Origin of the sequence: Acidimangrovimonas sediminis (genome assembly GCF_002871005.1) — a bacterium.
Lineage (GTDB): Bacteria > Pseudomonadota > Alphaproteobacteria > Rhodobacterales > Rhodobacteraceae > Acidimangrovimonas > Acidimangrovimonas sediminis.
The window spans coordinates 1-25,099 of sequence record NZ_PHSN01000006.1; the positions used below are offsets into that span (position 1 = coordinate 1).

A 25,099-nucleotide genomic window follows, 5' to 3' on the forward strand; every position below is an offset into this window, starting at 1 on the left:
CCTCCAGCAGATCATCCCCTCCATCACCACGACCAGGAACATCACCAAGAACTGACTGAAGTGACACCACGAGACGAGGGAACCCCGGGGCGGACACACCGCCCAGCGGGCCCTTCGGTCGAGCCGACGGTGAAGGCCTGGGGGGGGGCGGAGGTGCGAGAAGCCGGGCGAGTTCAGCGCCCCGAGAGAGCCCGCTCCGCGACATAGGCACTGACCGTCGCCGTCGGCTGGTAGTCGAACCCACCCTGGCGCCCAAAGCTGAGCACCCCCGCCGACCGCAATTGCGCGATCGCGGAGCTGGTTGCCGCCGACGCCCCCTGAAGATGCACCGGATAGGCGTGCGATGTCAGGCGCGCGCCTTCCAGCCGAAGATCGCCGCGGAAGATCCCGACGCGATCGGCCAAGTCCCTGAACTCGGCCAGCATCTGGGCCGGGTCCGCCTCGGGCGCGCGCAGGGCGATCTCAACCGAGAAGTAGGCGCGGCCGCCGGCGTGGCCGTAGAAGTCGGAATGCATGGTGAGACGCTTCCAGCGCCCTTCGTGGGTAAAGTTGTAGAGCGTGTTCGCATCGAACCCGCGCTCTCCCTCGAAGCTGACGAACAGCGACAGCAGACTGGCGGTCGGCAGGCACCCGGGCAGGTCGAGACCGCAGAGCGGAAGGCTCTGATGCAGCGGAATCGTCGAGATCAGGCAGCCCGTTTCGTGCCGCGCACCGTCCGCGAGGTGCACCACGTTTCCGCCCCCCGGCGCGGGTTCGATCCGCGTCAGCCCCGCGTCGGTGCGGATCGTGACGCCCCGGGCGCCGAGATCTTCCTCGGCCACGCGGTACATCGCCTCGAACCCGGCGCGGGGCCGGACGAGAAGGCGCCCTGCCCCCGGTTGGCGCGCGCGCCGTGGGCGCAGCCGGGCGATCAGGCGACCGGCGACCGCGCCTGCCCCCGCGTTGCGCTTGATCCAGCCAAGCCGCTTGTGCGCGAAATCGCTCTCGATCTGTGCGGGATCCTCGCCAAGAAGGCGGGTCATGTAGTGCTTCAGCCCGGTCTGGCGGTAGACCCGGTCGCCGACCCAATGGCGGCAAAAGCTTTCCGCGTTCAGGTTCTGGTCATGGGCGAGACGGCCGTGGAGCGCCGACCCGATCATAGCGGCGGCAGACACCAAGCCGGGGCGCAGCAGATCTTCGGACAGGTCGAACGGGTAGCGTGCAAGCCTGAGCGCAGGCGAGATTCGGGCGGTGCTGACCGTGCCCGGCTGCTGGTTCGCCATCAGCGGTAGCATGCGTGGGAAATGTGTCAGGAACCGCGTGTGTTCGGAGAAGACGAAGCTTCCGATGTCGAAGGTGTAAGGGCCGATGTCGACGCTGGTGTGATTGCCCCCGAGCCGTGGGTAATCGTCGAGGACAAGCACGGAGGGCACCGACCCCCTATCCCCGCGCCCCTCCCGACGCTGCGACAGGACCGAGGCGGCCACAAGCCCGGAAACGCCGCCGCCAAGAACGATCGCATCCCATCGCACCCCGGCATTCCCTCCGCCCATGCAGTCTCCGCTCGCCTCCCTCGCGGCGCGGAAGACCCGGCCTTGGAGCTCCGCTAGAGGCCTGTCACGTACAGGATCTCGGGGCCCCGGCCAAGCACGGGATCACGGTCCGGCACGGATCGGAAGGCATCGGCGCGTAGGTACGCGTGCAGGCCGCATGCGGCGCAATGCCCGCGCAGGGAGGCGGACCTTGCGGCGCCTGGCCCGGAAAACGGGCAGTCCGGCATCGCGCCCCCGCCCCGGGGCACCCGCGGGTTGAGCCGTGGCCGCACCCCGGCTAGCGTCGGGGCGACGCCCCAAGGACCGAGGCCGGACATGACCCCCAAGACCTTCGCCTTCTTCCCCGAGGCCGCCTTCGGCCCCGCGCTGAATTCCGTCGGCATCGCCCAGGCGGTGGAGCGGCTGGGCCACCGCGCGGTCTTCCTGTCCGATCCCGGCTTTGTCCCGGTCTACGAGGGCTATGGGTTCGAGGCGCATCCGGTGAACCTGTCGGAACCCATGCCGCCCGAGCAGATGGCGAAATTCTGGGAAGATTTCATCAACGGCCATATCCCGAACTTCCGCAAGGCGCCGATCGACCAGCTGGACAATTACGTGCGCGAGTGCTGGGAGGCGATCGTCGACAGCGCCAAGTGGGCCGAGAAGGATCTGCCTTCCGTGCTGGCCAAGGTACAGCCCGACGTGATCTCGGTCGACAACGTGATCCTGTTCCCGGCGATCAAGCAGTCCGGCGTACCGTGGGTCCGGATCATCTCGTGTTCCGAAAACGAGATCGAGGATGAGGCCATCCCGCCGCATCTTTCCGGTTTGTCAGAGACGGATTACGCGGGACATGCCGCCTTCCGGGCGAAGTTCCACGAGGTGATCAAGCCGATCCACGAGGATTTCAACGCCTTCCTTCAGACGACCGGAGAATCGCCCTACCCGCTGGGCCAGTTCTTCGAGGCCTCGCCCTGGATGAACCTCATGCTCTATCCCCAACCGGTGACCTACCGCCGGTCGAAACCCCTCGATCCCGCGCGGTTCCAGTATCTCGAGGGCTGCGTGCGGCAGGACGAACCCTACACGGTGCCTACCTTCGGGGCGAACGCGGAGGGGCCGCTTCTGTATGTCTCCTTCGGGTCGCTGGGGGCCGGGGATACCGACCTGCTGAAACGGCTGATCGACCTGATCGGGCGCTCGCGCTACCGGGCGCTGGTGAATGTGGGCGATTACCTAGAGGCCTACGAGGCCCCGCCACCGAACGTCATCCTGGGAAGCTGGTTTCCCCAGCCCTCGGTGATCCCGCAGGTGGATGCGGTGATTCATCACGGCGGGAACAACTCGTTCACCGAATGTCTCTATTTCGGCAAACCGGCGATCATCCTGCCCTATGTCTGGGACGGTCACGACAACGCGATGCGCGTGGAGGAAACCGGGCACGGCTTTCGTTCGGATCGCTACGACTGGACGGACGAGCAGATGATCGCGATGATCGAGAGCTGCCTGACCGACACCGAGATGAAGGCGCGGCTGGCGGCGACCTCGGCGCATATGCAGGCCGAGAACGGGCAGGAAAAGGCGGCGCGGATCCTCGTGGATGTCGCCGCGAAAGGAGGCAAGGGCCGATGACCACCGACACGATCGAGAACACCACCGTACCGCTGATCCGCGATCCGCTGTCTATCACCGACACCACCGACTGGGGCGAGGTGCCGACGATGATCGAGGGTGTCTCGAAGGTTTACGGCAAGCTGATCCGCAAGGGCGAGAACGGGGAATCGGAATGCGGGCTGTGGTGCTGCACCCCGGGAAAGTGGGCCTGCAACGTCGTGACCGACGAGTTCTGCCATTTCCTCGAGGGGCGCGCGACCTACGTTCACGAAAGTGGCGAGGTGATCGAGGTCACGCCGGGCACGGCCGCGTTCTTCCACCAGGGCTGGACCGGGGTGTGCACGGTTCACGAGACGGTCAAGAAGGTTTATTTCATTCGCTGACGCGGCCGCATCGGCCAGTTTCCGCGCGCCCGGGCGGCCACCGGCACAACCTTGCCGAGTGCCCCACTTTTCCGCGATCCGCGATTTACCCCGACCGCCCAACCGGATAGGGATCGCAAAAAAGCGCGCGCGATTCCCCGGGGTCTCGCGCGTCAAGAGGAGAGCATATAGGGCATGTCGTCACCGGACGCCGATGCGCGGGGCAACGACACCCCCGCCGCGGGCACACCTTCATTCCAGATGCGCGGCAAGCTTTTCACCGCGGTCACGCTCATGCCCGAGGGCGGCGTGCCGAACGAGGCATTCTATGCCGCGCTGGACGAACAGCTTCAGAAGACACCGGCCTTCTTCAATAACGCCCCGGTGATCCTCGACCTCGGGGCCGCGCCGACGCTTGGCCGGGTCGATGATCTGCGCCGGATCGTGACGATGCTGAAGGACCGCCAGCTTTCGGCCTTCGGCGTGCAGAACGGCCGGCCGGCGCAGGTTGCCGCCGCGCGCGAGGCCGGGCTGATCCACGTCACCACCGGCAACGACGCGCCGCTGCGCCAGCCCCGGGCCGAGAAGAAGGCCGAACGCAAGGATGGCACGCGCACCGTCGAGGCGCCGCCGAAGCCCGGCAAGATAATCACCTCACCGGTCAGGTCGGGCCAGACCATCATCGCCGACAAGGGCGACCTTGTCGTCGTGGCCCCCGTCAGCTCGGGCGCGGAACTGGTTGCCGCGGGCAACATCCACATCTACGGCCGGATGCGCGGCCGCGCGATGGCCGGCGCCTATGGCGACGAGAACGCGCGGATCTTCTGCCAGTCGCTCGAGGCCGAGCTTCTGGCCGTCGCCGGTCTCTACCGCACCTCCGACAGCCTTGAGGATGCGCTTCTGGGCAAGGCCGTGCAGGCGTTTCTCAAGGACGACAGGCTGGCAATCGAGGCGCTGGCATGAAGCAACAACTGAAAAAGGATACCCACGTGAGCAAGGTCATCGTCATCACCTCGGGCAAGGGGGGCGTGGGCAAGACCACGTCGTCGGCCGCGATCGGCGCGGCGCTGGCCAAACGCGGCCACAAGACGGTGGTCATCGACTTCGACGTGGGCCTGCGCAACCTTGACATGATCATGGGATGCGAGCGCCGCGTGGTCTATGACTTCATCAACGTGATCCAGGGCGACGCCAAGCTGAAGCAGGCGCTGATCCGCGACAAGCGGGTCGACACGCTGCACGTGCTGCCGACCAGCCAGACCCGCGACAAGGACGCGCTGACGCAGGAAGGCGTCGAGGCCGTTCTGAACGAGCTGCGCGAGGAATTCGACTACATCATCTGCGACAGCCCCGCGGGGATCGAGCGCGGCGCGCACATGGCGATGTATTTCGCCGACGAGGCGATCGTCGTGACCAACCCCGAGGTGTCCTCGGTGCGCGACAGCGACCGGGTGCTGGGGCTGCTCAGCTCGAAGACCCACCGCGCGACGCAGGACGGGGCGGAGCCGATCAAGGCGCAGGTGCTGATCACCCGCTACGACAAGGCGCGGATCGACAAGGGCGAGATGATGAACGTCGACGACGTTCTGGAAATCCTCGCCGTGCCGCTTCTGGGCATCGTGCCGGAAAGCCCCGCGGTCCTGAAGGCCTCCAACGTCGGCGTGCCGGTCGTGCTGGACGATCCCTCCGCAGCGGGGCAGGCCTACGAGGATGCGGTCGGCCGCCTTCTGGGCGAAGAGATCGAGATCAAGGTGGATGGAGAGCGCAGGCCGGGCCTTCTGCGCCGGCTGTTCGGGCGGACGGCATGAGTCGGTTCGGCTTTCCCCTCTGGCCACGGCGGGCGGGTTCGGCCCAGACCGCCAAGGACCGGCTGCAGATCCTGCTGGCGCATGAAAGGTCGGGCAGCGCGCCCGACTACTTGCCGCAGCTGCAGCGCGAAATCCTCGAGGTGATCGCCCGCCACGTGAAGGTGGACCGCGAGGCGATCGACATCCGGATGGAGCGCGGCGACGAACTGTCGAGCCTCGAGATCAACATCGAGCTGCCGACCGCCAAGCGGTAGGCAGACCTCTTCCTCACACTCCGGCTTTACCGGCGCGCTGCGTCTTGGCACACTTCGCCCGGCATCACCGGGAGGAGCGGATGGGCGATCATGACCCGCGGGTCGAGGCCTTCTTTGCCAAGGAGGCACCGTGGAAGGCCGAGCTGGCAGCGCTGCGCCGGATCCTGTGCGATTGCCCGCTGCACGAGACGTTCAAGTGGCGCGGGCCGTGCTATGTGGCGCACGGCGGCAACGTGGCGACCCTCTGGCGGATGAAGGATCGCTGCGGCCTCGGGTTCTTCAAGGGCGTGCTGCTGGAGGATCCCGGGGGGCTTCTGGTGCCGCCGGGCGATAATTCCCGATCCGTCAGGGTCGCGAATTTCACGTCGGTCGCGGCGATCGACGCGGCGACCGGCGCGCTGCGCGCCCTGCTCGACGCCGCGATCCGCGTGGAGGCCGAGGGGCGCCGCGTCGCGATGCCAAAGGACGACCTCGCCTATCCCGGGGAACTGACCGCCGCGCTCGATGCCGATCCGGCGCTGGCCGAGGCGTTCGCGGCCCTGACCCCGGGGCGCCAGCGGGGCTGGGTGCTGCATGTCGCCGGGGCGAAGCAGGCGAAGACCCGCGAAAGCCGGATCGCCGCCGCGGCGCCCAGGATCCTGGCCGGCAAGGGGATGCACGACCGCTAGCCCCCCCGTTCGGACGGCAGGGCGATCCGCTTCGCCGCGGGGACGAGGGAATTGATGCGCGCCAGATGCTCGGGCAGCGTGGCAGACAGGAAATCATAGGTCGCCACCACGTCACGCCGCGCCCGCGGCCCCAGTGCCACGAAATCGGCGGGCCGCGAGAGAACCTCGACCACCTGCCGGGCCAGGGCCTCGGGGTCGAAGAAATCGGCCAGCAGGCCGTTCTCGCCATGGCGGATCACCTCGCGCACCGGGGCGGTGTCGGAGGCGACGATGGTCGCCTGCATCGCCATCGCCTCGAGCAGCGACCACGACAGGACGAAAGGCACCGTCAAGTAGACATGGCAGCGGCTCAGCTGGATCACCCGGCAATAGGCCTCGAACGGGATCCGGCCGAGGAAATGCACCCGCGACCAATCCACCCGGTCGCCCAGCTCCGCCTCCATCTCGGCGCGGTAGCCGCCCTGTGCCGCGCTGCCCTTGCCGTAGGAAACCTCGTTCCCGCCGACGATCACCGCACGTGCGGACGGGCGGGCATCGAGGATATGGGGTAGCGCACGCATGAAGACGTGAAAGCCCCGCGTCGGTTCCATGTTGCGCGCCATGTAGGTGAAGACCTCGTCCTCTCGGCTCAGGCTGCGGCCGAGTCGCCCCAGCGCGATACCCGCCCCCGGGTCGGGGCCCAGCCGATCGGTGCGGATCCCGTCATGGCAGACATAGCTGCGGTCGCGAAAGGCCTGGGGAAACGTCTGCATCTGCCAGCCGGTCGGGCACTGCCCAAGGTCCACCGTTGCAAGGTTGAGGTGGTTCACCGCGTTGCGCGCATGAAGGATGTAGGGGCTGTCGGCACCGGGCGGGAACTCCGGGTCGAAGCCGACCGAACCGCCCTGCGCGAGATAGAAATACTCGAAGTAGCCCAGGATCGGCGTGCCCGGCCAGACCTCCTTGAGAAAGGTCAGCTCGCCCCAGCCGACATGGCCGAGGATGACGTCGGGGGTGAAACCCTCGTCCTTGAGCTTCGCGGCCTCGCGGGCGGCGCCATAGCCCGCGCCCATGCATTCCTCGAAATGCCGCGACAGGCCGTAGGCGTCGGATGCGGGGCGATGGTGCGGGCTGTAGGGGCGCAGATGGATGCCGGGAAAGCCGGCGACATCGCGGCGCTGGGTCAGAAAGACAAGCCGGTGGTCGCCCGTGGCGGCCAGCCATTCGGCAAGCTGGCGGTACTGGCCGGGGAAGTTCTGGTGAACGAAGAGAATATCCATTCGGTCTGTCCTGCCCCACCCGTGGCCACCATGGGGCATCGACCGGGGGTCCGGCAAGCCACCGGTGGCCTCGGGTGCACCGGGCCCCGCCCCGTTTCACCCCCGGGGGGGAGATGCAACACTTGGAACCCGAAGCGCCCCGGGCGGCTTTACCTGCCGGGACCGTCCGATAAAGACTTGGTGTGCCTCATGCTTTTCGGGGCCTGCCGAGAAAGGAAGCGCAAGGGTCATGGACCAGCCGACGAACCCCGGCCATCAAGACACCCGCGGAGCCCGGTCATGAGCCGCGCGTCGCCCTGGCATGGCCATTGCCTGAACGGGCGCCGACCGGGCGGATGGGGCCGTAGCGCCGCAACAGGGGCCGAGGGACGCGGATGATCAACCTCTTCACCGTTCTGGGGTCTCTCGTGACCGAGGCGAAGATGGGCCTGATCGCCGCCGGCGTCGCCTTTTTCGCGATGCTTGCCATCTTTCCCGCCGTGGCGGCGGTGATCTCGCTCTGGGGGTATTTCGCGGACCCCTCGGTAATCGAGAAACAGGCGATGCTGATGGCCGAGTTCCTGCCGGTGGATGCCTTCCAGCTGTTCTACGGGCAGGTGCAGGCGCTGGTGAAGGCCAACAACTCGGCGCTTGGCTGGACCTCGGTCTTCTCCACGCTGGTTGCGCTATGGTCGGCGCGCTCGGGCGTGGCGTCGCTGTTGCAGGGACTCAACACGATCCACCGCACCAAGGATCGCGGGGGCGTGCGCCATATCCTGGCCGCGCTGCTGCTTACCGTGGTGCTGATCGGCATGGGCCTTGTCGCGCTGGCGGCGGTGATCGTGCTGCCGATCGTGCTTACGGTGATCCCCTTCGGTCCGCTGACCCAGCTGATCCTGCCGCTGGTCCAATGGGGGACCGCGCTTGCCGTGGTGCTGATCGGGATCTGGCTACTTTACCATTTCGGGCCGAACCTCGAGACGCGACAGGCCCGGGTCTGGCCCGGCCTGTCGCTGGCGGTGGTGCTATGGATCGTGGTGTCGGTGGGGTTCAGCTTCTACATCTCGCATTTCCACAGCTACAACCGGATCTACGGGTCGATCGGTGCGGTCGTCGCACTGCTGATGTGGTTCTATCTCTCGGCCTACGTCATCCTGCTGGGGGCCGCGCTCAACGTCACGCTGACGCTGACCGGCACGCCCAGGGCGATCAAGAAGCTGCGGCCGCTCCGGCATCACTGACATGCCCGACCCCGCCGATCATACGGCACGGAGGCCGGGCAAGCGGCCGCACGGCCTGCAGCGCGCGTCGGGTCAGTAATCCTTCTGGAAATAGACCCCGATGCCGGTGTTGCCGTCCGATGCCGCCTTGCCCTTGACCGTGATCTTCTTGTTCAGCTCGTAGTTCAGCTCGACCTGGGACCCGCCGTTGTCGCCCACCGAAACGTCGGAATACAGCTTCTTCGACAAGTACTTGCCCAGCTTGACCGAGGTTTGCCCCTCGGAATCGGTCTGCACGTCGAGATCGTCGAGCCCGAAGTTCTGGCGCAGCTTCGACACGATGCCTTCGCCGCCCTTGCCCGCCAGCGTCGCCACGGCCGAGGCAAGCTGCGCCGCCTGAAGCGGGGAGATCTTGCTCAGCCCCTGCCCGAACAGCAGCTGCGAAAGCACCTCTTCCTGCGGCAGCGAGGGGGTCGAGGAAAAGGTGATCTGCGGGTCGGTCGCGTCGCCGTCCACGATCACCATCGCCGTCACGCCGTCATTGGTCGAGGTGGCGACGAGGTGGATCCACGGAATGAACTTGCCCTGAAGCTTTAGGCTGCCCTCGCTCAGGTCCAGGCGCTTGCCCAGGATCTCCAGCCGCCCGCGGCGCAGGTCGAACCCGCCCATCGGCACGACATTGGCCGAGGTGCCGGTGATCGAGATCTGGCCACCCAGCTCTGCATCCAGACCCCGGCCGCGCACGAAGACCTGGCTGGGCGCCGAGACGGTGATGTTGAGCTTGAACGGATGCGCGGGCGAGGAACCCGTGTCCTGCGTCTGCGGGGCCTGTTCCAGCCCCGCGCGTTTCAGTGTGGCGCGGACCGGGGCCGATGCCCCCTTCTGCACCAGCCCGTCGGGAATGGAGCCCGACCCGCCAAGCCCTGTCGAGGGCACGCGCAGCTCCGTCTTGCCCAGCCGGATGCGGCCGTCGACCGAGGCACCGCCGGTCAACGGGCCCTTGAGGCTCAGCGCGCCGTTGGCTGTGGTGGAATAGAGTTCCGGGTTCTTGAGGCCCACGTTGTTGAGGGTGACCTTCACGTCGCTGGTGAAGGGCGGCAGCATGGAGATCGGGCCGGAGAGGCGGATCGTGCCGCCACCGACGGTCAGCTGCCCGTCCACCCGGGCGCGGCCGTTGGCGAAGGTGGTATCGATCCGCGTGTTCGTGGCGGCGATCCCCAGCGTCGGGGCCGAGATCCGGGTGTTCGAGACGTTGACCTTGCCCGAGAGCGAACCCAGCGCCAGCGGCCCCTTGAGCGCGAGATCGAAGCGCACCGGCCCGGCGATCGAGCGCGGCTCGATCAGCGGGTTGATGAGCTCGGCGCGAAGGCTGCCGTTCGCCGCGATATCGGCCTTCGAGAAATCCGAGGCGAGCGAGCCCTTCACCTTGGCGTCGATCGCGCCTGGGCCCGTGATGCCAAGGTCGACCGCGTAGGAGGTGCCGCCGTCGCGGATCGTGCCCTGCGTCTCCACCGGGCCCGAGAAGCCGGCGGCGACCAGAGCGATGTTCGCCAGCCGCGCCTTCACCTCCATCAGCCTGGGGTCGCCTTCCTTCGGCGTCGCTTGTACCGACAGCTGCGGGTTCCGCACGTCGACCTTGTCGAGCCCCAGCACCTTGCCCTTGCGGTAGGCGGCAAGGTCGAAGCTGGTGGTCCCGCGCAGTAGCTTGTCGGCCATCGACTGGCCAAGCTCGAGATCCTTCGCGCTTCCCTTGGCGCTGACCTTCACCGTGTCGCCGGTCTGGCTCAGCCCGGCCTGGGCGTCGATCGACCCGCGGAAGCCCGCGCCCAGATCGGCGAGACTGCCGAAGCGGATCGTGCCGGTCATCTGCCGCGAGTCGCCCTGGGCCGAGCCTTTGGCGTTCACGCTCAGCGAGCGGGCGTTGACCTTGAGATTGCGGATCAGGATGCCCTTCGAATCCCGGGTCACCGCGGCGTCGAAGGTGCCAGTGCCCTGCAGCATCGAATTCACCATCTTCGCCTGCGCCTCGGGCACCAGACCGGTGCCGAGGCGGACGTCATGGGTGCTGCCGTCGACCTTGATATCCAGCGCGCTTGCGGTCTGGGTGACCTGGCCCTGCGCCGTGACCGACCCGGAATAGCCGGGCCCGAGGTTGCCGAGATCGGCAAAGCGCAGCGTGCCCTGCATGGTGCGGGTGCCGTCCTTCGTGGTGCCGTCGATATCCGCGATCAGGCTGCGGGCGTTGAGCTTGAGCCGGTTCACCAGGATGCCGGTCTTGTCGCGGGTGACCGACACGTCGAAAGTGCTGGTGCCCTTCATCAGCGCGTTCACCTGCGGGGCCTGCGCGAACAGGCCGTCCGCGATGTGCAGGTCCTTGACGGTTCCGCTTCCGCCCACCGTCATCGCGTCGCCCTGCTGGGTGAAGTCGAGGCGCCCCTGCATCGAGCCACCGTAATTTGCCCCGAGCTGGCCGAGATCGCCGAAGCTGAGGTTGGCGCGGATGTCGGCGGCGCCGGTCTTCAGCGTGCCCTCGGCGTTGGCCTGAAGGCTTTGCGCGTTGACCTGAAGGCTGTTGAGGGTCAGCCCGGTGTTGTCGCGCTTGACGGAAAAGCTGACGTGGCTGTGCTTCGACAGCAGGGCATCCGCCTGCGGAATGCCGACCGACAGCCCCTGTCCGTTGACGTCGCCGTTCAGGTCGAACGTGCCGGCCAGCGCTGCGATCGTACCGCTGATCGTGGCCTTGGCCGCGCCCGCAAGCTGCCGCCCCGCAAGACCCGAGAAGCGCGAGATATCCTGCGCGTCGAGGGTCAGCGTGGTGTTGACCATCATCGCCTTGTCGAGCCCCGAAAGCGTGGCCTTGCCGCTCAGCGAAGCCCCGGCCCCGCGCACATCGAGGGCGGTCAGGTCCAGCGGCCCGCCGGGGCTGTAGCTGAAATCGGTGGTCAGACCCAGCGCGCTGCCCAATGCGCGGGCGAGGGCCGCATCCTTGGGCGCGATCCCGGTGCCCTTCAGCGTCAGCGTGCCCGCGACCCCGCGGCCCTTGTCCCCGGGCTTGAGCTTTGCAATCCGGCCCTTGCCCGTCAGCGTCACGTCATCAAGGCTGAGGTCGGGTTGCTTCAGCCCGGCAAGCACCGCACTGGCCTGCCAGCCGTCGCCTTTCGACTGGTCGTAGCTGACCGAGATGTCGGCCCGGTCCAGCGTCGTCTTCTGCCCCGGAAGCGGAAGCAGCACAGGCCCGCCGTCCTGCGACGCCACCTTGCCGGTCAGGTTGATCCGGCTGGGCATGCCGTCGGCGCCCACGTCCACCTGCCCGTTCAGCGCGATCTGCTTGGCATTCAGGTGCAGCGTGGTCAGCTCCAGCTGGCCCGAGGGCAGCTTGGCGCCCGCGACCTGAAGCTTGATGTCATTGCCGAAGAACGTCTTGTATTCCGGCGCAAAGAGCGGCGCGATATCGCCCTGGATGTCGGCGGTGAAGCGGTTCGTGACCTTGCCGTCCTGTCCGGTGTCGCCCTTCAGCTTCACCGTGCCGGTCAGCCGCGGCTGGTTGTCGGTCGCAAGCTTGATGTTCGCGGTGAAATCGTCGACCGGCCCCTTGCCGGCAACGCTCATCTCCAGCGCCGGGGCGTCGGGCAGGCCGATGCCGGTGGTCACGATGCCGCCCGCCGCTTCCTTCACACGCAGATCGAGGCCGATCTGCTTGCTGTCCTTGTCGTAGCTCGACTCGAGGTGGATCACCCCCTCCTTGCCGTCGATCCGCTGAAGGTTGATCGTGGCCTTGCCGCTGCCGCCGGACAGCTGGGCGCTGCCGTCGATCTTGACCGTCGCCTCCTGCCCCAGCACCGGCTTGCCCAGCACCACCTTCTGCGCCTGGATCTTGCCGATGTTGATCGAGACCGGCAGCGAGGGCAGCGAGAACCCCTGTGCCTCGGCCGTCGGCGGAGTGGCGGGCGCGGGCTGGCTTTCGGGCAGGCGCGGCAGGTCGATCTCGGCCGCGGTCAGCTCGTTCACCTCGACCTTTCCGGTCAGCAGCGCGAGGCGCGACCAGTCGAGCGTGACGTCCTTCAGCGTCAGCCAGACGCCCTTGTCGTCGGCGATGGTCAGGGTCTTGAGGCTGGCCTTGGACGACAAGGCGCCCTGGAAGCCGGTGATATGCACCTGCCGCCCGGCGCCCGAGAGGTTCTTTTCCAGAAGCTGGGTCAGGTAGCCCTGGCCGTCGTCGTCGGACGAGGCCCCCCAGGCCAGCGCGGGAAGGAGGACGATCAGGAGAAGGGTAAGAAGACGTCTCATCAGAAGGCCTGCCCGATGCCGATGTAGACCTGCAGCCCCTTGCCGGTGTCTGCGTCGCCCCCGGCCGGGACGGCGAGGTCGAGGCGCAGCGGCCCGATGCCGGTGTAATAGCGGATGCCGATGCCGGCCCCGCCCTGCCAGAGGCCGCCGCTGCCGGGCAGGCTGTCGGCGCTGACGTAGCCGGCGTCGTAGAAGGCCACGACCCCGAATGAGGCGCTTACCTGGGTCCGCACCTCGCCCGACAGGCCGATGAAGCTGCGCCCGCCGGTGCGCTGGGTCGGGCTGACGGCATATACGCCCAGCGACTGGTAGGGCTGGCCGCGGACGGTGCCGCCACCGCCGGAATAGAACAGGAAGTCGCGCGGCGTGTCGGCGACCGACGACCCCACGACCGAGCCGACCTGAAGTCGCCCGGCCAGCGTCACCTTGGACCCGATCCGGTGATAGGCCCGCGCGTCGACCTTGATCTGCCCGCCCGTCCCGGTGGTGCCGAAACCCACGAAGGGCTTCACCAGCCCGTCGACGTAGAACCCGTTGTGCGGGTTCAGCTTGTTGTCGCGGGTGTCGTAGATCGCGCCGATCGGGAAGTTGATGTCGTGGAACCAGCGCACCCCGGTGGTATCGGTCACGCGGCTGACGCCGTAGCCGATGCCGGCGGTGGCGGTCAGGCGATCGTTCAGCTCGCGCTTGAGGCCAACCTCGGTATTTGCCAGCGCCTCTTCATAGTCGGTCTGGTCGAGGTATTCGGTCTGGATCTGGGCATAGAGGGATGAATCCGGATTGATCACCCCGGGCCGGTCGAACCGCAGCTTGAGCGAATAGTCGGGAGAGCCGTCCTGGCCGCCCAGCCCGCTGATCTTGCCGTCGAAGCGCAGTTGCTGCGCATCGTTGAGGAAGTTGCGGTTGAGCCAGAAGCCCGTGACCGTAAGGCCCTCGATGCTGGCCAGCTCCGCGCCGAAGCCGATACGGTGGCGCTTGGCCTCGACCAGGGCGGTGTTCACGGCCATCGTGTCGCCGGGGCCGAGCGCCTGCGATTCCGTCATGGCGACCGACGAGAACGCGCCCGCCTGGCGCAGCCGGTCGGCCGATTTCTGTTCCTTCTTCGGATCGAAGGTCTGGCCGGTGGGAAAGCCCGCGATCTGGCGAATGCGGGCTTCGCTGACCGAGGTCTTCCCGCTCAGGCTGAACTTGCCGAAGGTCACCTTGGGGCCCGGCACGATCGCCACCGTCGCGTTGAGCTTGCGGGTGGTGTGATCCGCGATGACGCGGCTATCGCCGGCCTCGGCCTTGGCGTGGCCCGCATCGCGCCATCCGGTCACGGCGTTGTCGACGGCACCCTGCAGGGCACCGCTCATGGCGGGCTGGCCCGGGGCGAATTCCTTCGACGGCTTGGCGCCCGGGGCCATGGGCCCCACCTGCGCCGTTCCGAAGGTGAAGCGCGGCCCCGGCTGCACCGTCACCACCACCTGCCGGATCGTCGAAGGCGCGTCGAGCGGCGCGATGCTTGCCGCTTCCTTGCCGTTCACGGTAATGTGGATGACGCCCGAGTAGTAGCCCTGGGAATAGAGCGCGCCCAGAAGCTTGGCGTAATCGGCGCGCGCGGCGGCAAAGACGTCCTGCGCGTTGGTATCCTTGTCGGATTGCGTCGACAGCAGGACCGACGCGTTCTTGAGCGCGTTCGTCAGGTCCTTCGGCGCGCCCGGCGTGTTGAAGGCGATCTTGTCTTCGGCGCCCGCGCGATGCCCCGCCCCCACGGCAAGGGCCAGCGTCAGCGTCAGACCGGCGGCGCGCGCCAGCCCCCGGCCACGATCCTGCCGGCGCACGGTCCGGCCCCTCGGTCTGTCTCCGAACGGTGGTGTGCCACGTGTCGCGCTCAAATTCGTCTCCCAACCCAATGCCCCATTTCTTGCACGCGGTCCCTTCAGGGGCAATCCGACCCCTGTGCCGCACTGCCGGTTTTCCGCCGACCTTTGACACAAGAACGTGTTGAATGTGCCCGCAGATCACACTGGCGGCGCCCGGAAATGCCCTTTCGCGCGCGCCGGTCCCGTGATTGTGTGGCGCCGACGGAGGAATTGGCATCGGCACCGGATTCGGGGCGCGGCCGGCGGGGCGCGCGTAAGCAGGTTGCGATCGCGACGGAAACCGGCGCGGCGCACGTACAACCTGCGCGCGCAACACGGGACACGACGGCATCATGAGCAGCGGCAAACGGGTCTTGCTGACCGGTATCTCCGGCTACATCGCGAAACATGTGGCCCTGAAGCTGCTGAACGCGGGCCATCGCGTCACGGGATCGCTACGCGACCGCACCCGCGAGGACGAGGTGCGGTCGGCCCTCGTCCCGCATCTCGACACGCCCGAGGCCCTGGGCCGGCTGGAGTTCGCGACGCTCGATCTCACCTCGGACGACGGCTGGAGCCGGGCGCTGCGCGGCGCCGAGGTGTTGGTGCACACCGCCTCCCCCTTCCCGATCTCGCAGCCGCGCGACCCCGAGGCGCTGATCCGCCCTGCGGTCGACGGCAGCCTGCGCGCGCTGGCGGCGGCGCGGGCGGCTGGGGTGTGCCGTGTCGTGCTGACCTCCTCGTCGGCGGCGATCATGACGGGAACCCCGCCCGGCCGCCCCTATACCGAGGACGACTGGACCGACGTCAACAGCCGCGCCGCCACCGCCTACACGCGGTCGAAGACCCTGGCCGAGCGCGCCGCTTGGGATTTCGTTCGCGATCAGGCGCCGTCGATGGCGCTGACCACGATCAACCCGGTCTTCGTGCTGGGGCCGCCGCTGGGGCGGCGCTTCGGATCCTCCGTGGGGGTGGTGCGGCGGATGCTGTCGGGGCGCGACCCGATGGTGCCCCGGATCGGCTTTCCCATCGTCGACGTCCGCGACGTGGCAGAAATGCACCTGCGTGCGGTCGAGACCCCGGCGACCGCGGGACAGAGGTTCATCGCGGCGGACGGGTCGCTGTGGTTCGCCGAGATGACCGCGGTGCTTGGCACGGCCTTCCCCGACCGCAGGATCGCCCGCCGGGTGGCGCCCGACCTGCTGATGCGGACGCTCGGCCTCTTCGATCCGCAGATCCGGTCGATCCTGCCGCAGCTTGGCAAGCTGGAGGAGGTGTCGAACGCCCGCGCCCGCGAGGTGATGGGGATGACCTTCATTCCGGCGAAACAGAGCCTTCTGGAGACCGCCCGCTACCTGGTGTCGGAGGGTCTCGCCGACTGACGCGCGAGGGTGTCGACCAGCCGCTGCCGCGCCTCGGGCAAGGTGCGGCGGCCAAGTTCGGGCACCAGCCGGTTGGCCAGGAAGTGGCCGGTCAGCGTCAGCCCCTGGGCGATCTCGACCGCGCTGGCCGGTCCCTGGCCCATCAGGACCTCGGGCAGCTTGAGAAGCCGCGGCGCATACTCCCCCGCCCCCTTGCGGCTGACCGCGCGCCCGGTTTTCGGGCTGACATAGGCAAGATCGTCGCGGCTTCCGGTCACCGCGCAGGTCGCTAGGTCGAGGCCATAACCCATCTCGTCCAGCAGCTGCATCTCCCAGCGCAGGTAGTCGACCTCCCAGCCCGGCTCTCCCAGCCGGTCGAAAAGCGCGATCGAGGCACTGTAGAACGCGGCGTGCGGCTCCCTCTCGGGGAGCGAGAAGGACAGCAGGGCGCAGGTCGCGCTGAGCCCGGCCAGCGCCGCGCGGTCAGCCATCAGCGCCGGGGCGCGCGCCCGCAGCGGTTCCACCGTGAAGGCGCCGATGTGATCCTCAAGCCGGGCGCGCCAGTCGAGGGAAAGCTGGTTGCCGGGCTGCAGGATCGGCGCCATGCGTCGCCCTCCGCCACCGCGCACGACGCCGGCGTGGCGGCCATGGGCGGGGGTGAACACCTCTATGATCGCGGCGCTCTCCCCATGCTTGCGCATCGACAGGAGCACGCCTTCGTCGCGCCAATCCATGGTGGCGAGTTAGTCAGGCGGCGTGACGGGAGGCAAGGGGCGGCAAGAGGAACGGGGCGGCAAGAGGAACGGGGCGGCGAGAGGCCGGGGGCGACAGGAGGTGCGGGCGCATGTGGCGAAGGCGGGGCCGCGGGTGTCCGCCCTGACGCCGCGTTCCACGTGACAAGGCCGGGCGCCCCCCCCATCTTGCGCGGTCAAGGAGGACCCCACATGACGCATTATCCGCACCTGCTTGCGCCGCTCGACCTCGGCTTCACGACGCTCCCGAACCGGGTGCTGATGGGCTCCATGCATACCGGGCTGGAAGAGCGGGGCGACTGGAACCGCGTGGCCGAGTTCTACGCGACCCGGGCGCGCGGCGGCGTGGGCCTCATGGTCACCGGGGGGATGGCGCCGAATGCCGAGGGGGGCGTGTTTCCCGGCGCAGCGGGGCTGTTCACGCCCGAGGACATCCGCAACCATCGCGTGGTGACGGACAGGGTGCATGCTGCCGGCGGGCGGATCGCGATGCAGATCCTGCACGCGGGGCGCTATGCCTATGGCAAGGAATGCGTCTCGGCCAGCGCGGTGAAGTCGCCGATCTCGCCCTTCGTGCCGCGGGAGCTGGACGAGGCCGGGATCGAGAAGCAAATCGCCGACATCGCCACAGCCGCCGCGCGGGCGCGCGAGGCGGGATATGACGGGGTCGAGGTGATGGGATCGGAGGGTTATTTCCTGAACCAGTTCCTCGTGTCCCACGTCAACCGGCGCGAGGACCGCTGGGGCGGCTCGGTCGAGAACCGCCAGCGGCTTCCAGTCGAGGTGGTGAAGCGGGTCCGGGAAGCGGCGGGCCGCGATTTCATCCTGATCTACCGGATTTCACTGATGGATCTTGTCCCCGACGGGCAGAGCTTCGACGAGGTGGTGCAGTTGGCCGGAAAGATCGAGTCGGCGGGCGCCTCGATCCTGAATACCGGGATCGGCTGGCACGAGGCGCGGATCCCGACCATCGCCACCTCGGTCCCCCGGGCGGGCTTTGCCTGGGTCACGAAAAAGCTGATGGGGCATGTGTCGATCCCCGTGATCACTTCGAACCGCATCAACACGCCCGGGGTGGCGGAACAGGTGCTGGCCGAGGGATGCGCCGACATGGTGTCGATGGCGCGGCCCTTCCTTGCGGATCCGGATTTCGTGGCGAAAGCGGCTGCCGGCAAGGCCGGAGAGATCGCACCCTGCATCGCCTGCAACCAGGCCTGTCTCGATCACACCTTCAGCGGCAAGCTGACCTCGTGCCTCGTCAACCCGCGCGCCTGCAACGAGACGGAACTGACCTATCCCCCCGCCAAGGTGGTGAAATCGCTGGCGGTGGTCGGTGCCGGCCCGGCGGGCCTATCGGCCGCGCTGGTGGCCGCAGGGCGCGGGCACAAGGTCACGCTTTTCGACCGCGACGAGAGGATCGGCGGACAGCTGAACATGGCGCGCGAGATCCCCGGCAAGGAAGAGTTTCACGGCCTCATCTCCTGGTACGAGACGATGGTCGCGCGCGGAGGGATCGACCTGCGGCTGGGCCGGGAGGCCACGGTCGACATGCTGGGTGGCTTCGACGAGGTGATCGTGGCGACCGGCGTCGCCCCGCGCGATCCGGGGATCGCGGGCGAGGACGCGCCCAACGTGCTCGGCTATATCGACGTGCTGCGCGGCAAGGCCGCGGTCGGCAAGCGCGTGGCGGTGGTCGGTGCTGGCGGGATCGGCTTCGACGTCGCGGAATATCTTGTCCACGAGGGGACCAGCCCGACCGAGGACGCCGCGCTGTGGCGGCGCGAATGGGGGGTGACCGACCCGGAACAGGCACGCGGCGGGCTGGCGCCCGAAGGCCCCCGGCCCGAGGCCCCCGCGCGGGAGGTGACGCTGTTGCAGCGCAAGGCCGAGAAGCCGGGCAAGCGACTGGGCAAGACCACCGGCTGGATCCACCGCGCCACGCTGCAGGCCAAGGGGGTGAAGATGCTGGGCGGCGTAAGCTATGAACGCATCACGCCCGAGGGCCTGTGGATCGCCCGCGACGGGGTGGCGGAGCTTGTCGCCTGTGACACGGTGGTTCTCTGCGCCGGGCAGGAGCCCGCGCGGGGGCTGGCCGACCGGCTGGCCACGGCCGGGATCGCGGCCCATGTCATCGGCGGCGCGGATGTCGCGGCAGAGCTGGACGCGAAGCGGGCGATCGACCAGGGCGCGCGACTGGCGGCGGGGCTCTAGGCACCGCGCAGCAGCGGGTTCGAGTGTTAGGCCCCGGCGGGTGTGTGCCGTGCGGCCGATCGTTCTCCCGGGGGGTGCAATCTTTCTGTCGAGATCTGGACCCGGGCCCCAGCCAAGAGCAGTTTTCAAGTATTATATTTTATTTTCAATAATTTAACCATCTTTCGTCTGTTTCTCCGCCATTAACGATACACGACAAAACCCCGATATTGTCGGCCCCATGGCCCAATCTCGCCCGATTTGGGGGGCAATCAGGTCCCTGCAACGTGCTCAGTAGCCAACGGGTGCACAATGGACCGATTGACCGAAATGGAAGCGTTCGCCACCGTGGTGGACCAAGGCGGCTTTACCGACGCCGCCAAGAAGATGGGGATCTCGAAATCCGCCGTCTCAAAGCATGTCTCGGCGCTCGAGGCCCGGTTGGGCGCGCGCCTTCTGAACCGCACGACCCGGCGGGTGTCACCCACCGAGATCGGGCTTGCCTATTACGACCGCGCGCGACGTGTCCTGAATGATGCGGGCGAGGCCGATGCGCTGGTCACCTCGATGCAATCGGCGCCCTCGGGCCTGTTGCGCATCTCGGTCGCGACCGACTTCGGGGTGAACCTGCTGTCGCCGGTGCTGGGCACATTCCTGCAGGAATATCCCGACATCACCGTGAACATGGTGCTGAACAACCGCTACGTGGAGCTCATTTCCGAGGGCTTCGACATGGCGATCCGCATCGGGGATCTGGAAGACAGCACGCTGATGGCGCGCAAGCTGACCGAGACGACGAAGAAGATGATCGCCTCACCCAGCTATTTCCAGCGCTACGGCCGGCCGCAGAAGATCGACGACCTGAACGAGCACAAGCTGCTGCATTATTCGAACCAGGCCAACGGCAACGTCTGGAAGATCACCGCGCCCTCGGGCGAGAAACGCCAGGTGCGCACCGCCGGCTGGCTGACGGTGAACGACGGGCAATCGCTGCTTCATGCCTCGATCGCCGGTCTGGGCATCGCCTATCTGCCCAGCTTCCTTTATGCTGATGCGCTGCGCACCGGCCAGCTGGAAGAGGCGATCCCCGGTCTGCCGACCGAGACGCAGGGCATCTACGCCGTCTATCCGCCGGGCCGGTTCACCCAGCCCAAGGTGCGCGCGTTCATCGACTTCCTTGCCAGGCAATTCGCGGACAAGGGCCCCGAGAACTGGTAAGGTCCGCTCCGTTCCGTCCTTCGGGCAAACGGGTCAAGAAGGTGCGAACAACTACTGGGTCGAGTCCACCATGGCCTCGACCCTTCTGTTTTGCGCGCGGCCCTCGGACGTGTTGTTCGAGGCGCGCGGGGCGAGGTAGGCGATCCCCTCGGCCGAGATCTGGTCCGGCTCGACCGAATATTGGCTGATCAGCCGCTGGCGCACCGATTCCGCCCGTGCCTTGGACAGGGCCATGTTGGGCGCAAGGCCCCCGGTGGTATCCGTGTTGCCCACAAGCGTGATGTGCTGATCGGGGTGGGATTGCATGTAGGCGGCCAGCCGGGCGAGCGAGGCATAATTCCCCGCCGACAGGTCGGACGCCCCGCTGGCGAAATTCAGATCGTCCAACGCCACCGAATCCCCCGCGGCCAGCGCAGCGGCAAGGCTGCCGGGGGCGGCCGGCTGACCGGTCGCCGGGGCCGCCGCGTCATCGGCGACCGAAGCGGTCGAGGGTGCCGCCGCGGCCGCGGCGCCGCTGGGCAGCGGCAGGCCGACCTGCACCACCTCGACAAAAGCCGAATCCGTGCTGCGGCTGACCAGAAGGGCCAGGTACTTGGGTGTGCCCTTGTCGCCGCGCCGGGCCACGAGATAGCGGAAATCGGCAAGATCGACATGCATCTGCGGCTCGGGCAGGATCTTCAGCGCGTAGCGGAAGTCGAAGCCGCCACAGGCCTCGGTCGCGCATTCGAACAGCGGCGAAAAGCCGGCCTTCAGGATCTGGTCGCGCAGCTTGGCCATCACCTGGAGGGTTGTCAGGTCGCGCTGGTCGATCCGCCACGACCTTTGCGACACCGGGCCCTCCGCCCGCTGGGTTTGCAGGTTTCCATCGGCGAACGGCGCGGTGGGAAAGCTGTAGGATCCCATCGGGCTGTCCTGTTCGTCGGTCAGCACCGCGCTGGCGGGAAAGTCGAAGGTCAGCGCCTGCGCGCCCGGCGCGGCCAGCAGAAACAGCGCGGCCAGACCGGGCGCCGCCCTCACCGCGAACGTCCGTGATAGGCGTCGTTGGGCTGCATCTCGGTTGCCGCGGCAACGCGGTTGGTCATGTTGAAGAACCCCGCGACCGAGGCGATATCCCAGATGTCGCGGTCCGAGAACCCGACCGCGCTCAGCCTTTCGCGATCCGCCGCGACCATCTTGGCCGGGCTCTCGGTCAGCTTCTCGGCGAATTCCAGCATCGCCATCTGGCGCGCGTCCAGCGGCGCGGCGCGAAAGTTCATCACCATCGCCTCGCCCAGCATCGGATCGCCGGAAAGTTCGCGGACCGCCTGCCCATGCGCCACCTGGCAATACCAGCAGCGGTTCACCGACGACACGACCACCGCGATCATCTCACGCTCCAGCTTGGTCAGGCCGGACTCGGCCAGCATGAGATCGTTGTACATGGCCGTGAAGGCGTTCAGCTTCTCGATGTCGAAGGCGTAGGCCTTGAGGACATTGGGCACCATGCCCAGCTTTTCCTCGCAGATGCCGAAGTATTTCGCCGTCTTCTCCGGCAGCGGATCGGTCATCGGCAGATCCAGCGCGGTGGGTTCCCTGAGGCTCTTCCAGTCCATGTACTCTCCTCCCATGGTGTCGCCGTGTCAGCGGACGCGGTAGTGGTAGCGACCGGCGATCTGCATCCCCAGCCCCTCGTACAACGCGCGCGCACCGGCGTTGGCCTCGGTCACGGCGAGCGAGAGCCACTCCGCCCCCTCCGCCCCGGCCCAGAGCGCCGCGCGGCGCATCATGTAGAGCGCGGCCTTCTGGCGGCGCATCCGCGCCGGCACCTCCAGCGCATGAACCATCGCCACCCCTGCGTGGATCGCGACATAGGCGGTGCCCGCGGGCTTGTCGGCACGTCGGCCAAGGATAGCGGTCTTCGGGCCTGCCGCGCGCTCCATCACCGCCAGCCGGGCCGGGCCGATCCCGCCCTCTTCCCAGATGTCGAGCTGTACCTGCAGGGGCGGCCAGAGGGCGAAGGCCGTGACCGGGGGCACCTCTCCCGCCACCGTGGCCACCGGCGCGAGGTAAAGCGCGACCGGATCCTTCACGCGGTAACCCCGGGCGTCGAGCCAGCTGTCGAGATCTTCGTCGCCCGGGCGGATCATGAAGATCGGGGTCTGCCCCAGCGCCTGTGCGGCGGTCTCGGCGGTCTCGATGTCCGCCTCGGTCACCGGGTCGGTCGCCGTGGCAGCCGAGACGCGCTGCCCGCCGCCCTGCCCTTCGCGCAGGGTCCAGGGGCCGGCGTGGTGAAAGGCGGCGGGTGGCCAGGTGGCATCGTTCACGGCATAAAGCTGTGCGGTATCGGGCGGGGTCATGCGGCATCCTCCGCCACGGCCGATTCCAGCCGGGACAGGGCCTCATCCAGCCGCGCCGCGTCGCTGCCGCGGATCACCAGGTTGGTGCCGTAACGGCCGTCGCGCTGGAACGGATAGGAGCCGAAGCTGAGATCAGCGTATTCGCCAGCCAGCGCGCCCAGGATATCGGCCACCTCGCCCTCGCCCCGCATCACCCGCAGGGTGCGCGAGAGGACCGGAGCACCACCGACCAGCCCGGGCAGAAGCCCCTCGACCATCGCCTCGAACACCGAGGGGACACCGGCCATGACATGGACGTTGCCGAGCGAGAAGCCCGGCGCGGTCGAGACCGGGTTGTCGATCAGCCTGGCCCCCTCTGGGATCCGCGCCATGCGCAGGCGTGCGGCGTTCAGCTCGGTCCCCGTGCGCTTGTAATGCGCCTCGAGCAGGGCGCGGGCGTCGGCCCGCACGTCGATCGGCAGGCCGAAGGCGGCGGCCACGGCCTCGGCGGTGATGTCGTCATGGGTGGGGCCGATCCCGCCCGAGGTGAAGACGTGATCGTATTGCGTTCGCAGCGCGTTCACCGTGTCGATGATGGTCTGGCGCCGGTCGCCGATCACCCGGGCCTCGACCAGGTCGATGCCGTGTTCGGTCAACCGCCCGGCAAGGTGATGCATGTTGGAATCGCGCGTGCGGCCGGACAGGATCTCGTCTCCGATCACGAGCATCGCGGCGGTGGGATTGGCGGCCATGGCGGCACTCTCCTTGCGGGGGCTCTGTCTCGGGTATAGGCCGGGGGTCATGCGCTTTCCACCCCTGCTCAGAGCCAGATTGATCCGCCGATACAAGCGCTTCCTCGCCGACATGCGGCTTGAGGACGGGCGCGAGGTCGTGGCGCATTGCCCCAACCCCGGGTCGATGATGGGGATGGCGCCCGAGGGGGCCCCCTGCTGGCTGGAGCCCAATGACGACCCCAGGAAGAAACTGAAGTTCTCATGGAAGTTGGTGGAGCCCGCGCCGGGCGTTCTGGTCACGGTCGACACGGGGGCTGCCAACCGCGTGGTGGCCGAGGCGCTGGCGGCGAACCGGGTGCCGGGACTGGAGGGCTACGCCTCGGTCCGGCCCGAGGTTCCTTATGGCGAGGGCAGCCGTGTGGATTTCCTGCTGTCCGATCCCGCACGGGGCGAGGCGCTGGTCGAGGTGAAGAGCGTGACGCTGGCACGGGGCGGATGGGCTGAATTCCCCGATTCAGTGACGAAACGCGGCACGAAACACCTTCAGGAGCTTGCGCGCGAGGCAGCGGCAGGCAGGCGCGCGGTGATGCTGTATCTCGTGGGGCGGAGCGACGGCGCGCGGGTCCGGATCGCCGCCGATATCGACCCTGCTTATGCCCGCGCCTTCGACGCCGCCCGCGCCGCCGGGGTGGAGATGCTGGCGCTGGGAACCGAGATCACGCCGCAAGGCATCCGCCCCGGGGCCCCTCTGCCCGTCGACGACGGCCCGCAGTCCGCAGCCTGAGGCCACCGCCCCCTTCACACAAAGGGGAAACTCTGGCCAAATGGGATCGCGAAGACTATCTAAGCCCCGAAAGGTGCGGTTTCGCGCCAGCAGGATACGGAGGGCCCAGTGGACGACAACAGCTTGCGCGTCACCAGGGACGGCATCACGATCTACGAACCGGGCGATTTCGCCGGGATGCATGCGGCCGGCCGCGTCGCGGCGCAGATCCTCGACGAGGTGGCCGCGCATGTCGTGCCCGGCGCCACCACGGAGGCGATCGACGATTTCATTACCCGTCGGGTGACGGAACTGGGCACCGTTTCGGCCACGATCGGCTATCGCGGCTATCAGCATGCATCGTGCATCAGCGTGAACCATGTGGTCTGTCACGGCATTCCGGGGGCCAAGGTCCTCAAGGACGGCGACATCCTGAACATCGACGTGACGGTGATCCTGGATGGCTGGTACGGCGATTCCAGCCGGATGTACGTGGCGGGCAACCTGTCGCGCAAGGCCGAGCGGCTGATCCAGGTGACGCACGATTCGCTGATGATCGGGATCGAGGCGGTGAAGCCCGGCAACACCTTCGGCGATATCGGCTATGCCATCCAGTCCTTTGTCGAGGGCAACCGGATGAGCGTGGTGCGCGACTTCTGCGGCCATGGCCTTGGCCGGGTGTTCCACGCCCCGCCGAACGTCCTGCACTACGGCCGGCCCGGCAAGGGCCCGGTGCTCGAGGAAGGGATGTTCTTCACGATCGAGCCGATGGTGAACCTCGGCCGCCCCGAGACCAAGATCCTGGCCGACGACTGGACCGCCGTGACGCGCGACAAGTCGCTCTCGGCCCAGTTCGAGCATTCGGTGGGCGTGACGGCGGACGGCTGCGAGATCTTCACCCTCTCGCCCGCGGGCAAGTTCCACCCGACGTGGGGCTGACGGGGTCCACGGGGCTGACCC

General features: G+C 67.8%; 21 protein-coding genes. 12 read left to right on the plus strand and 9 right to left on the minus strand.

All coding sequences use genetic code 11. The features are described from left to right. Positions 1-173: 173 nt before the first annotated feature. Positions 174-1,532 carry an NAD(P)-binding protein gene (locus CVV76_RS06415; protein WP_102223812.1) on the minus strand — a complete coding sequence of 453 codons (1,359 nt, stop codon included), beginning with the start codon at positions 1,530-1,532 and terminating at the stop codon, positions 174-176. 315 nt (positions 1,533-1,847) lie between these two features. Between CVV76_RS06415 and CVV76_RS06420 the strand changes: the two genes are divergently transcribed. The 6 genes from CVV76_RS06420 (at position 1,848) to CVV76_RS06445 (ending at position 6,217) form a co-directional block, all read left to right on the plus strand. Further along, positions 1,848-3,143, plus strand: a complete 1,296-nt coding sequence (locus CVV76_RS06420) for a nucleotide disphospho-sugar-binding domain-containing protein (protein ID WP_102223813.1) — start codon at positions 1,848-1,850, stop codon at positions 3,141-3,143. Further along, positions 3,140-3,508, plus strand: a complete 369-nt coding sequence (locus tag CVV76_RS06425) for a cupin domain-containing protein (protein ID WP_102223814.1) — start codon at positions 3,140-3,142, stop codon at positions 3,506-3,508. Before CVV76_RS06420 ends, CVV76_RS06425 begins: the two co-directional genes overlap by 4 nt. Before the next feature lie 174 nt (positions 3,509-3,682). Further along, positions 3,683-4,450: a septum site-determining protein MinC gene (minC, locus tag CVV76_RS06430; protein ID WP_102223815.1), complete on the plus strand. Its 768-nt coding sequence runs from the start codon at positions 3,683-3,685 to the stop codon at positions 4,448-4,450. After that, the gene (minD, locus tag CVV76_RS06435) at positions 4,447-5,295 is read left to right on the plus strand and encodes a septum site-determining protein MinD (protein ID WP_102223816.1); all 849 of its coding nucleotides are present in this window, start codon (positions 4,447-4,449) and stop codon (positions 5,293-5,295) included. Before minC ends, minD begins: the two co-directional genes overlap by 4 nt. Further along, a complete protein-coding gene (minE, locus tag CVV76_RS06440) occupies positions 5,292-5,549 on the plus strand; it encodes a cell division topological specificity factor MinE (protein ID WP_102223817.1) in 258 nt (85 codons plus the stop codon). The genes minD and minE overlap by 4 nt, the downstream gene beginning before the upstream one ends. A gap of 80 nt (positions 5,550-5,629) precedes the next feature. Next, positions 5,630-6,217, plus strand: coding sequence for a YdeI/OmpD-associated family protein (locus CVV76_RS06445; protein WP_102223818.1), 588 nt, complete (start codon positions 5,630-5,632; stop codon positions 6,215-6,217). On the opposite strand, the gene CVV76_RS06450 is transcribed toward CVV76_RS06445, so the two are convergent. Then, positions 6,214-7,476, minus strand: a complete 1,263-nt coding sequence (locus tag CVV76_RS06450) for a glycosyltransferase family 4 protein (protein WP_102223819.1) — start codon at positions 7,474-7,476, stop codon at positions 6,214-6,216. The two genes, CVV76_RS06445 and CVV76_RS06450, sit on opposite strands and share 4 nt — an antisense overlap. 374 nt (positions 7,477-7,850) lie before the next feature. On the opposite strand from CVV76_RS06450, the gene CVV76_RS06455 reads away from it, so the two are divergent. After that, positions 7,851-8,696: a YihY/virulence factor BrkB family protein gene (locus CVV76_RS06455; protein ID WP_102223820.1), complete on the plus strand. Its 846-nt coding sequence runs from the start codon at positions 7,851-7,853 to the stop codon at positions 8,694-8,696. Between the two features lie 72 nt (positions 8,697-8,768). Here the strand turns inward: CVV76_RS06455 and CVV76_RS06460 are convergent, their stop codons facing one another. Both CVV76_RS06460 and CVV76_RS06465 read right to left on the minus strand, forming a co-directional pair. Further along, the gene (locus CVV76_RS06460; RefSeq protein ID WP_102223821.1) at positions 8,769-12,962 is read right to left on the minus strand and encodes a translocation/assembly module TamB domain-containing protein; all 4,194 of its coding nucleotides are present in this window, start codon (positions 12,960-12,962) and stop codon (positions 8,769-8,771) included. After that, a complete protein-coding gene (locus CVV76_RS06465; protein WP_102223822.1) occupies positions 12,962-14,785 on the minus strand; it encodes an autotransporter assembly complex protein TamA in 1,824 nt (607 codons plus the stop codon). The genes CVV76_RS06460 and CVV76_RS06465 overlap by 1 nt, the downstream gene beginning before the upstream one ends. Positions 14,786-15,159: 374 nt before the next feature. Between CVV76_RS06465 and CVV76_RS06470 the strand changes: the two genes are divergently transcribed. Continuing rightward, positions 15,160-16,188 carry an NAD-dependent epimerase/dehydratase family protein gene (locus CVV76_RS06470; protein ID WP_102223823.1) on the plus strand — a complete coding sequence of 343 codons (1,029 nt, stop codon included), beginning with the start codon at positions 15,160-15,162 and terminating at the stop codon, positions 16,186-16,188. Here CVV76_RS06470 and recO read toward each other — a convergent pair. Beyond that, positions 16,158-16,901, minus strand: coding sequence for a DNA repair protein RecO (gene recO / locus CVV76_RS06475; RefSeq protein WP_102223824.1), 744 nt, complete (start codon positions 16,899-16,901; stop codon positions 16,158-16,160). The two genes, CVV76_RS06470 and recO, sit on opposite strands and share 31 nt — an antisense overlap. A 210-nt stretch (positions 16,902-17,111) precedes the next feature. On the opposite strand from recO, the gene CVV76_RS06480 reads away from it, so the two are divergent. Next, positions 17,112-19,130: an NADPH-dependent 2,4-dienoyl-CoA reductase gene (locus CVV76_RS06480; RefSeq protein ID WP_102223825.1), complete on the plus strand. Its 2,019-nt coding sequence runs from the start codon at positions 17,112-17,114 to the stop codon at positions 19,128-19,130. A gap of 291 nt (positions 19,131-19,421) precedes the next feature. Beyond that, the gene (locus CVV76_RS06485; RefSeq protein WP_102223826.1) at positions 19,422-20,327 is read left to right on the plus strand and encodes a LysR family transcriptional regulator; all 906 of its coding nucleotides are present in this window, start codon (positions 19,422-19,424) and stop codon (positions 20,325-20,327) included. Positions 20,328-20,378: 51 nt separating this feature from the next. Here the strand turns inward: CVV76_RS06485 and CVV76_RS06490 are convergent, their stop codons facing one another. From CVV76_RS06490 to CVV76_RS06505, 4 genes are read right to left on the minus strand one after another with little or no spacing between them, the layout of a single operon-like run. Beyond that, positions 20,379-21,344 (minus strand): OmpA family protein, encoded by a 966-nt coding sequence (locus CVV76_RS06490; RefSeq protein ID WP_102223827.1) that lies wholly within the window; start codon positions 21,342-21,344, stop codon positions 20,379-20,381. After that, positions 21,341-21,919 carry a peroxidase-related enzyme gene (locus CVV76_RS06495; protein WP_102223828.1) on the minus strand — a complete coding sequence of 193 codons (579 nt, stop codon included), beginning with the start codon at positions 21,917-21,919 and terminating at the stop codon, positions 21,341-21,343. Before CVV76_RS06495 ends, CVV76_RS06490 begins: the two co-directional genes overlap by 4 nt. Before the next feature lie 27 nt (positions 21,920-21,946). Continuing rightward, the gene (locus CVV76_RS06500; RefSeq protein WP_102223829.1) at positions 21,947-22,663 is read right to left on the minus strand and encodes a GNAT family N-acetyltransferase; all 717 of its coding nucleotides are present in this window, start codon (positions 22,661-22,663) and stop codon (positions 21,947-21,949) included. Continuing rightward, positions 22,660-23,394, minus strand: a complete 735-nt coding sequence (locus tag CVV76_RS06505) for a competence/damage-inducible protein A (protein WP_102223830.1) — start codon at positions 23,392-23,394, stop codon at positions 22,660-22,662. The genes CVV76_RS06500 and CVV76_RS06505 overlap by 4 nt, the downstream gene beginning before the upstream one ends. 49 nt (positions 23,395-23,443) lie before the next feature. On the opposite strand from CVV76_RS06505, the gene sfsA reads away from it, so the two are divergent. Next, positions 23,444-24,160, plus strand: a complete 717-nt coding sequence (gene sfsA / locus CVV76_RS06510) for a DNA/RNA nuclease SfsA (RefSeq protein WP_102223831.1) — start codon at positions 23,444-23,446, stop codon at positions 24,158-24,160. A gap of 108 nt (positions 24,161-24,268) precedes the next feature. Then, positions 24,269-25,078, plus strand: a complete 810-nt coding sequence (map, locus tag CVV76_RS06515; RefSeq protein WP_102223832.1) for a type I methionyl aminopeptidase — start codon at positions 24,269-24,271, stop codon at positions 25,076-25,078. Positions 25,079-25,099: the final 21 nt, after the last annotated feature.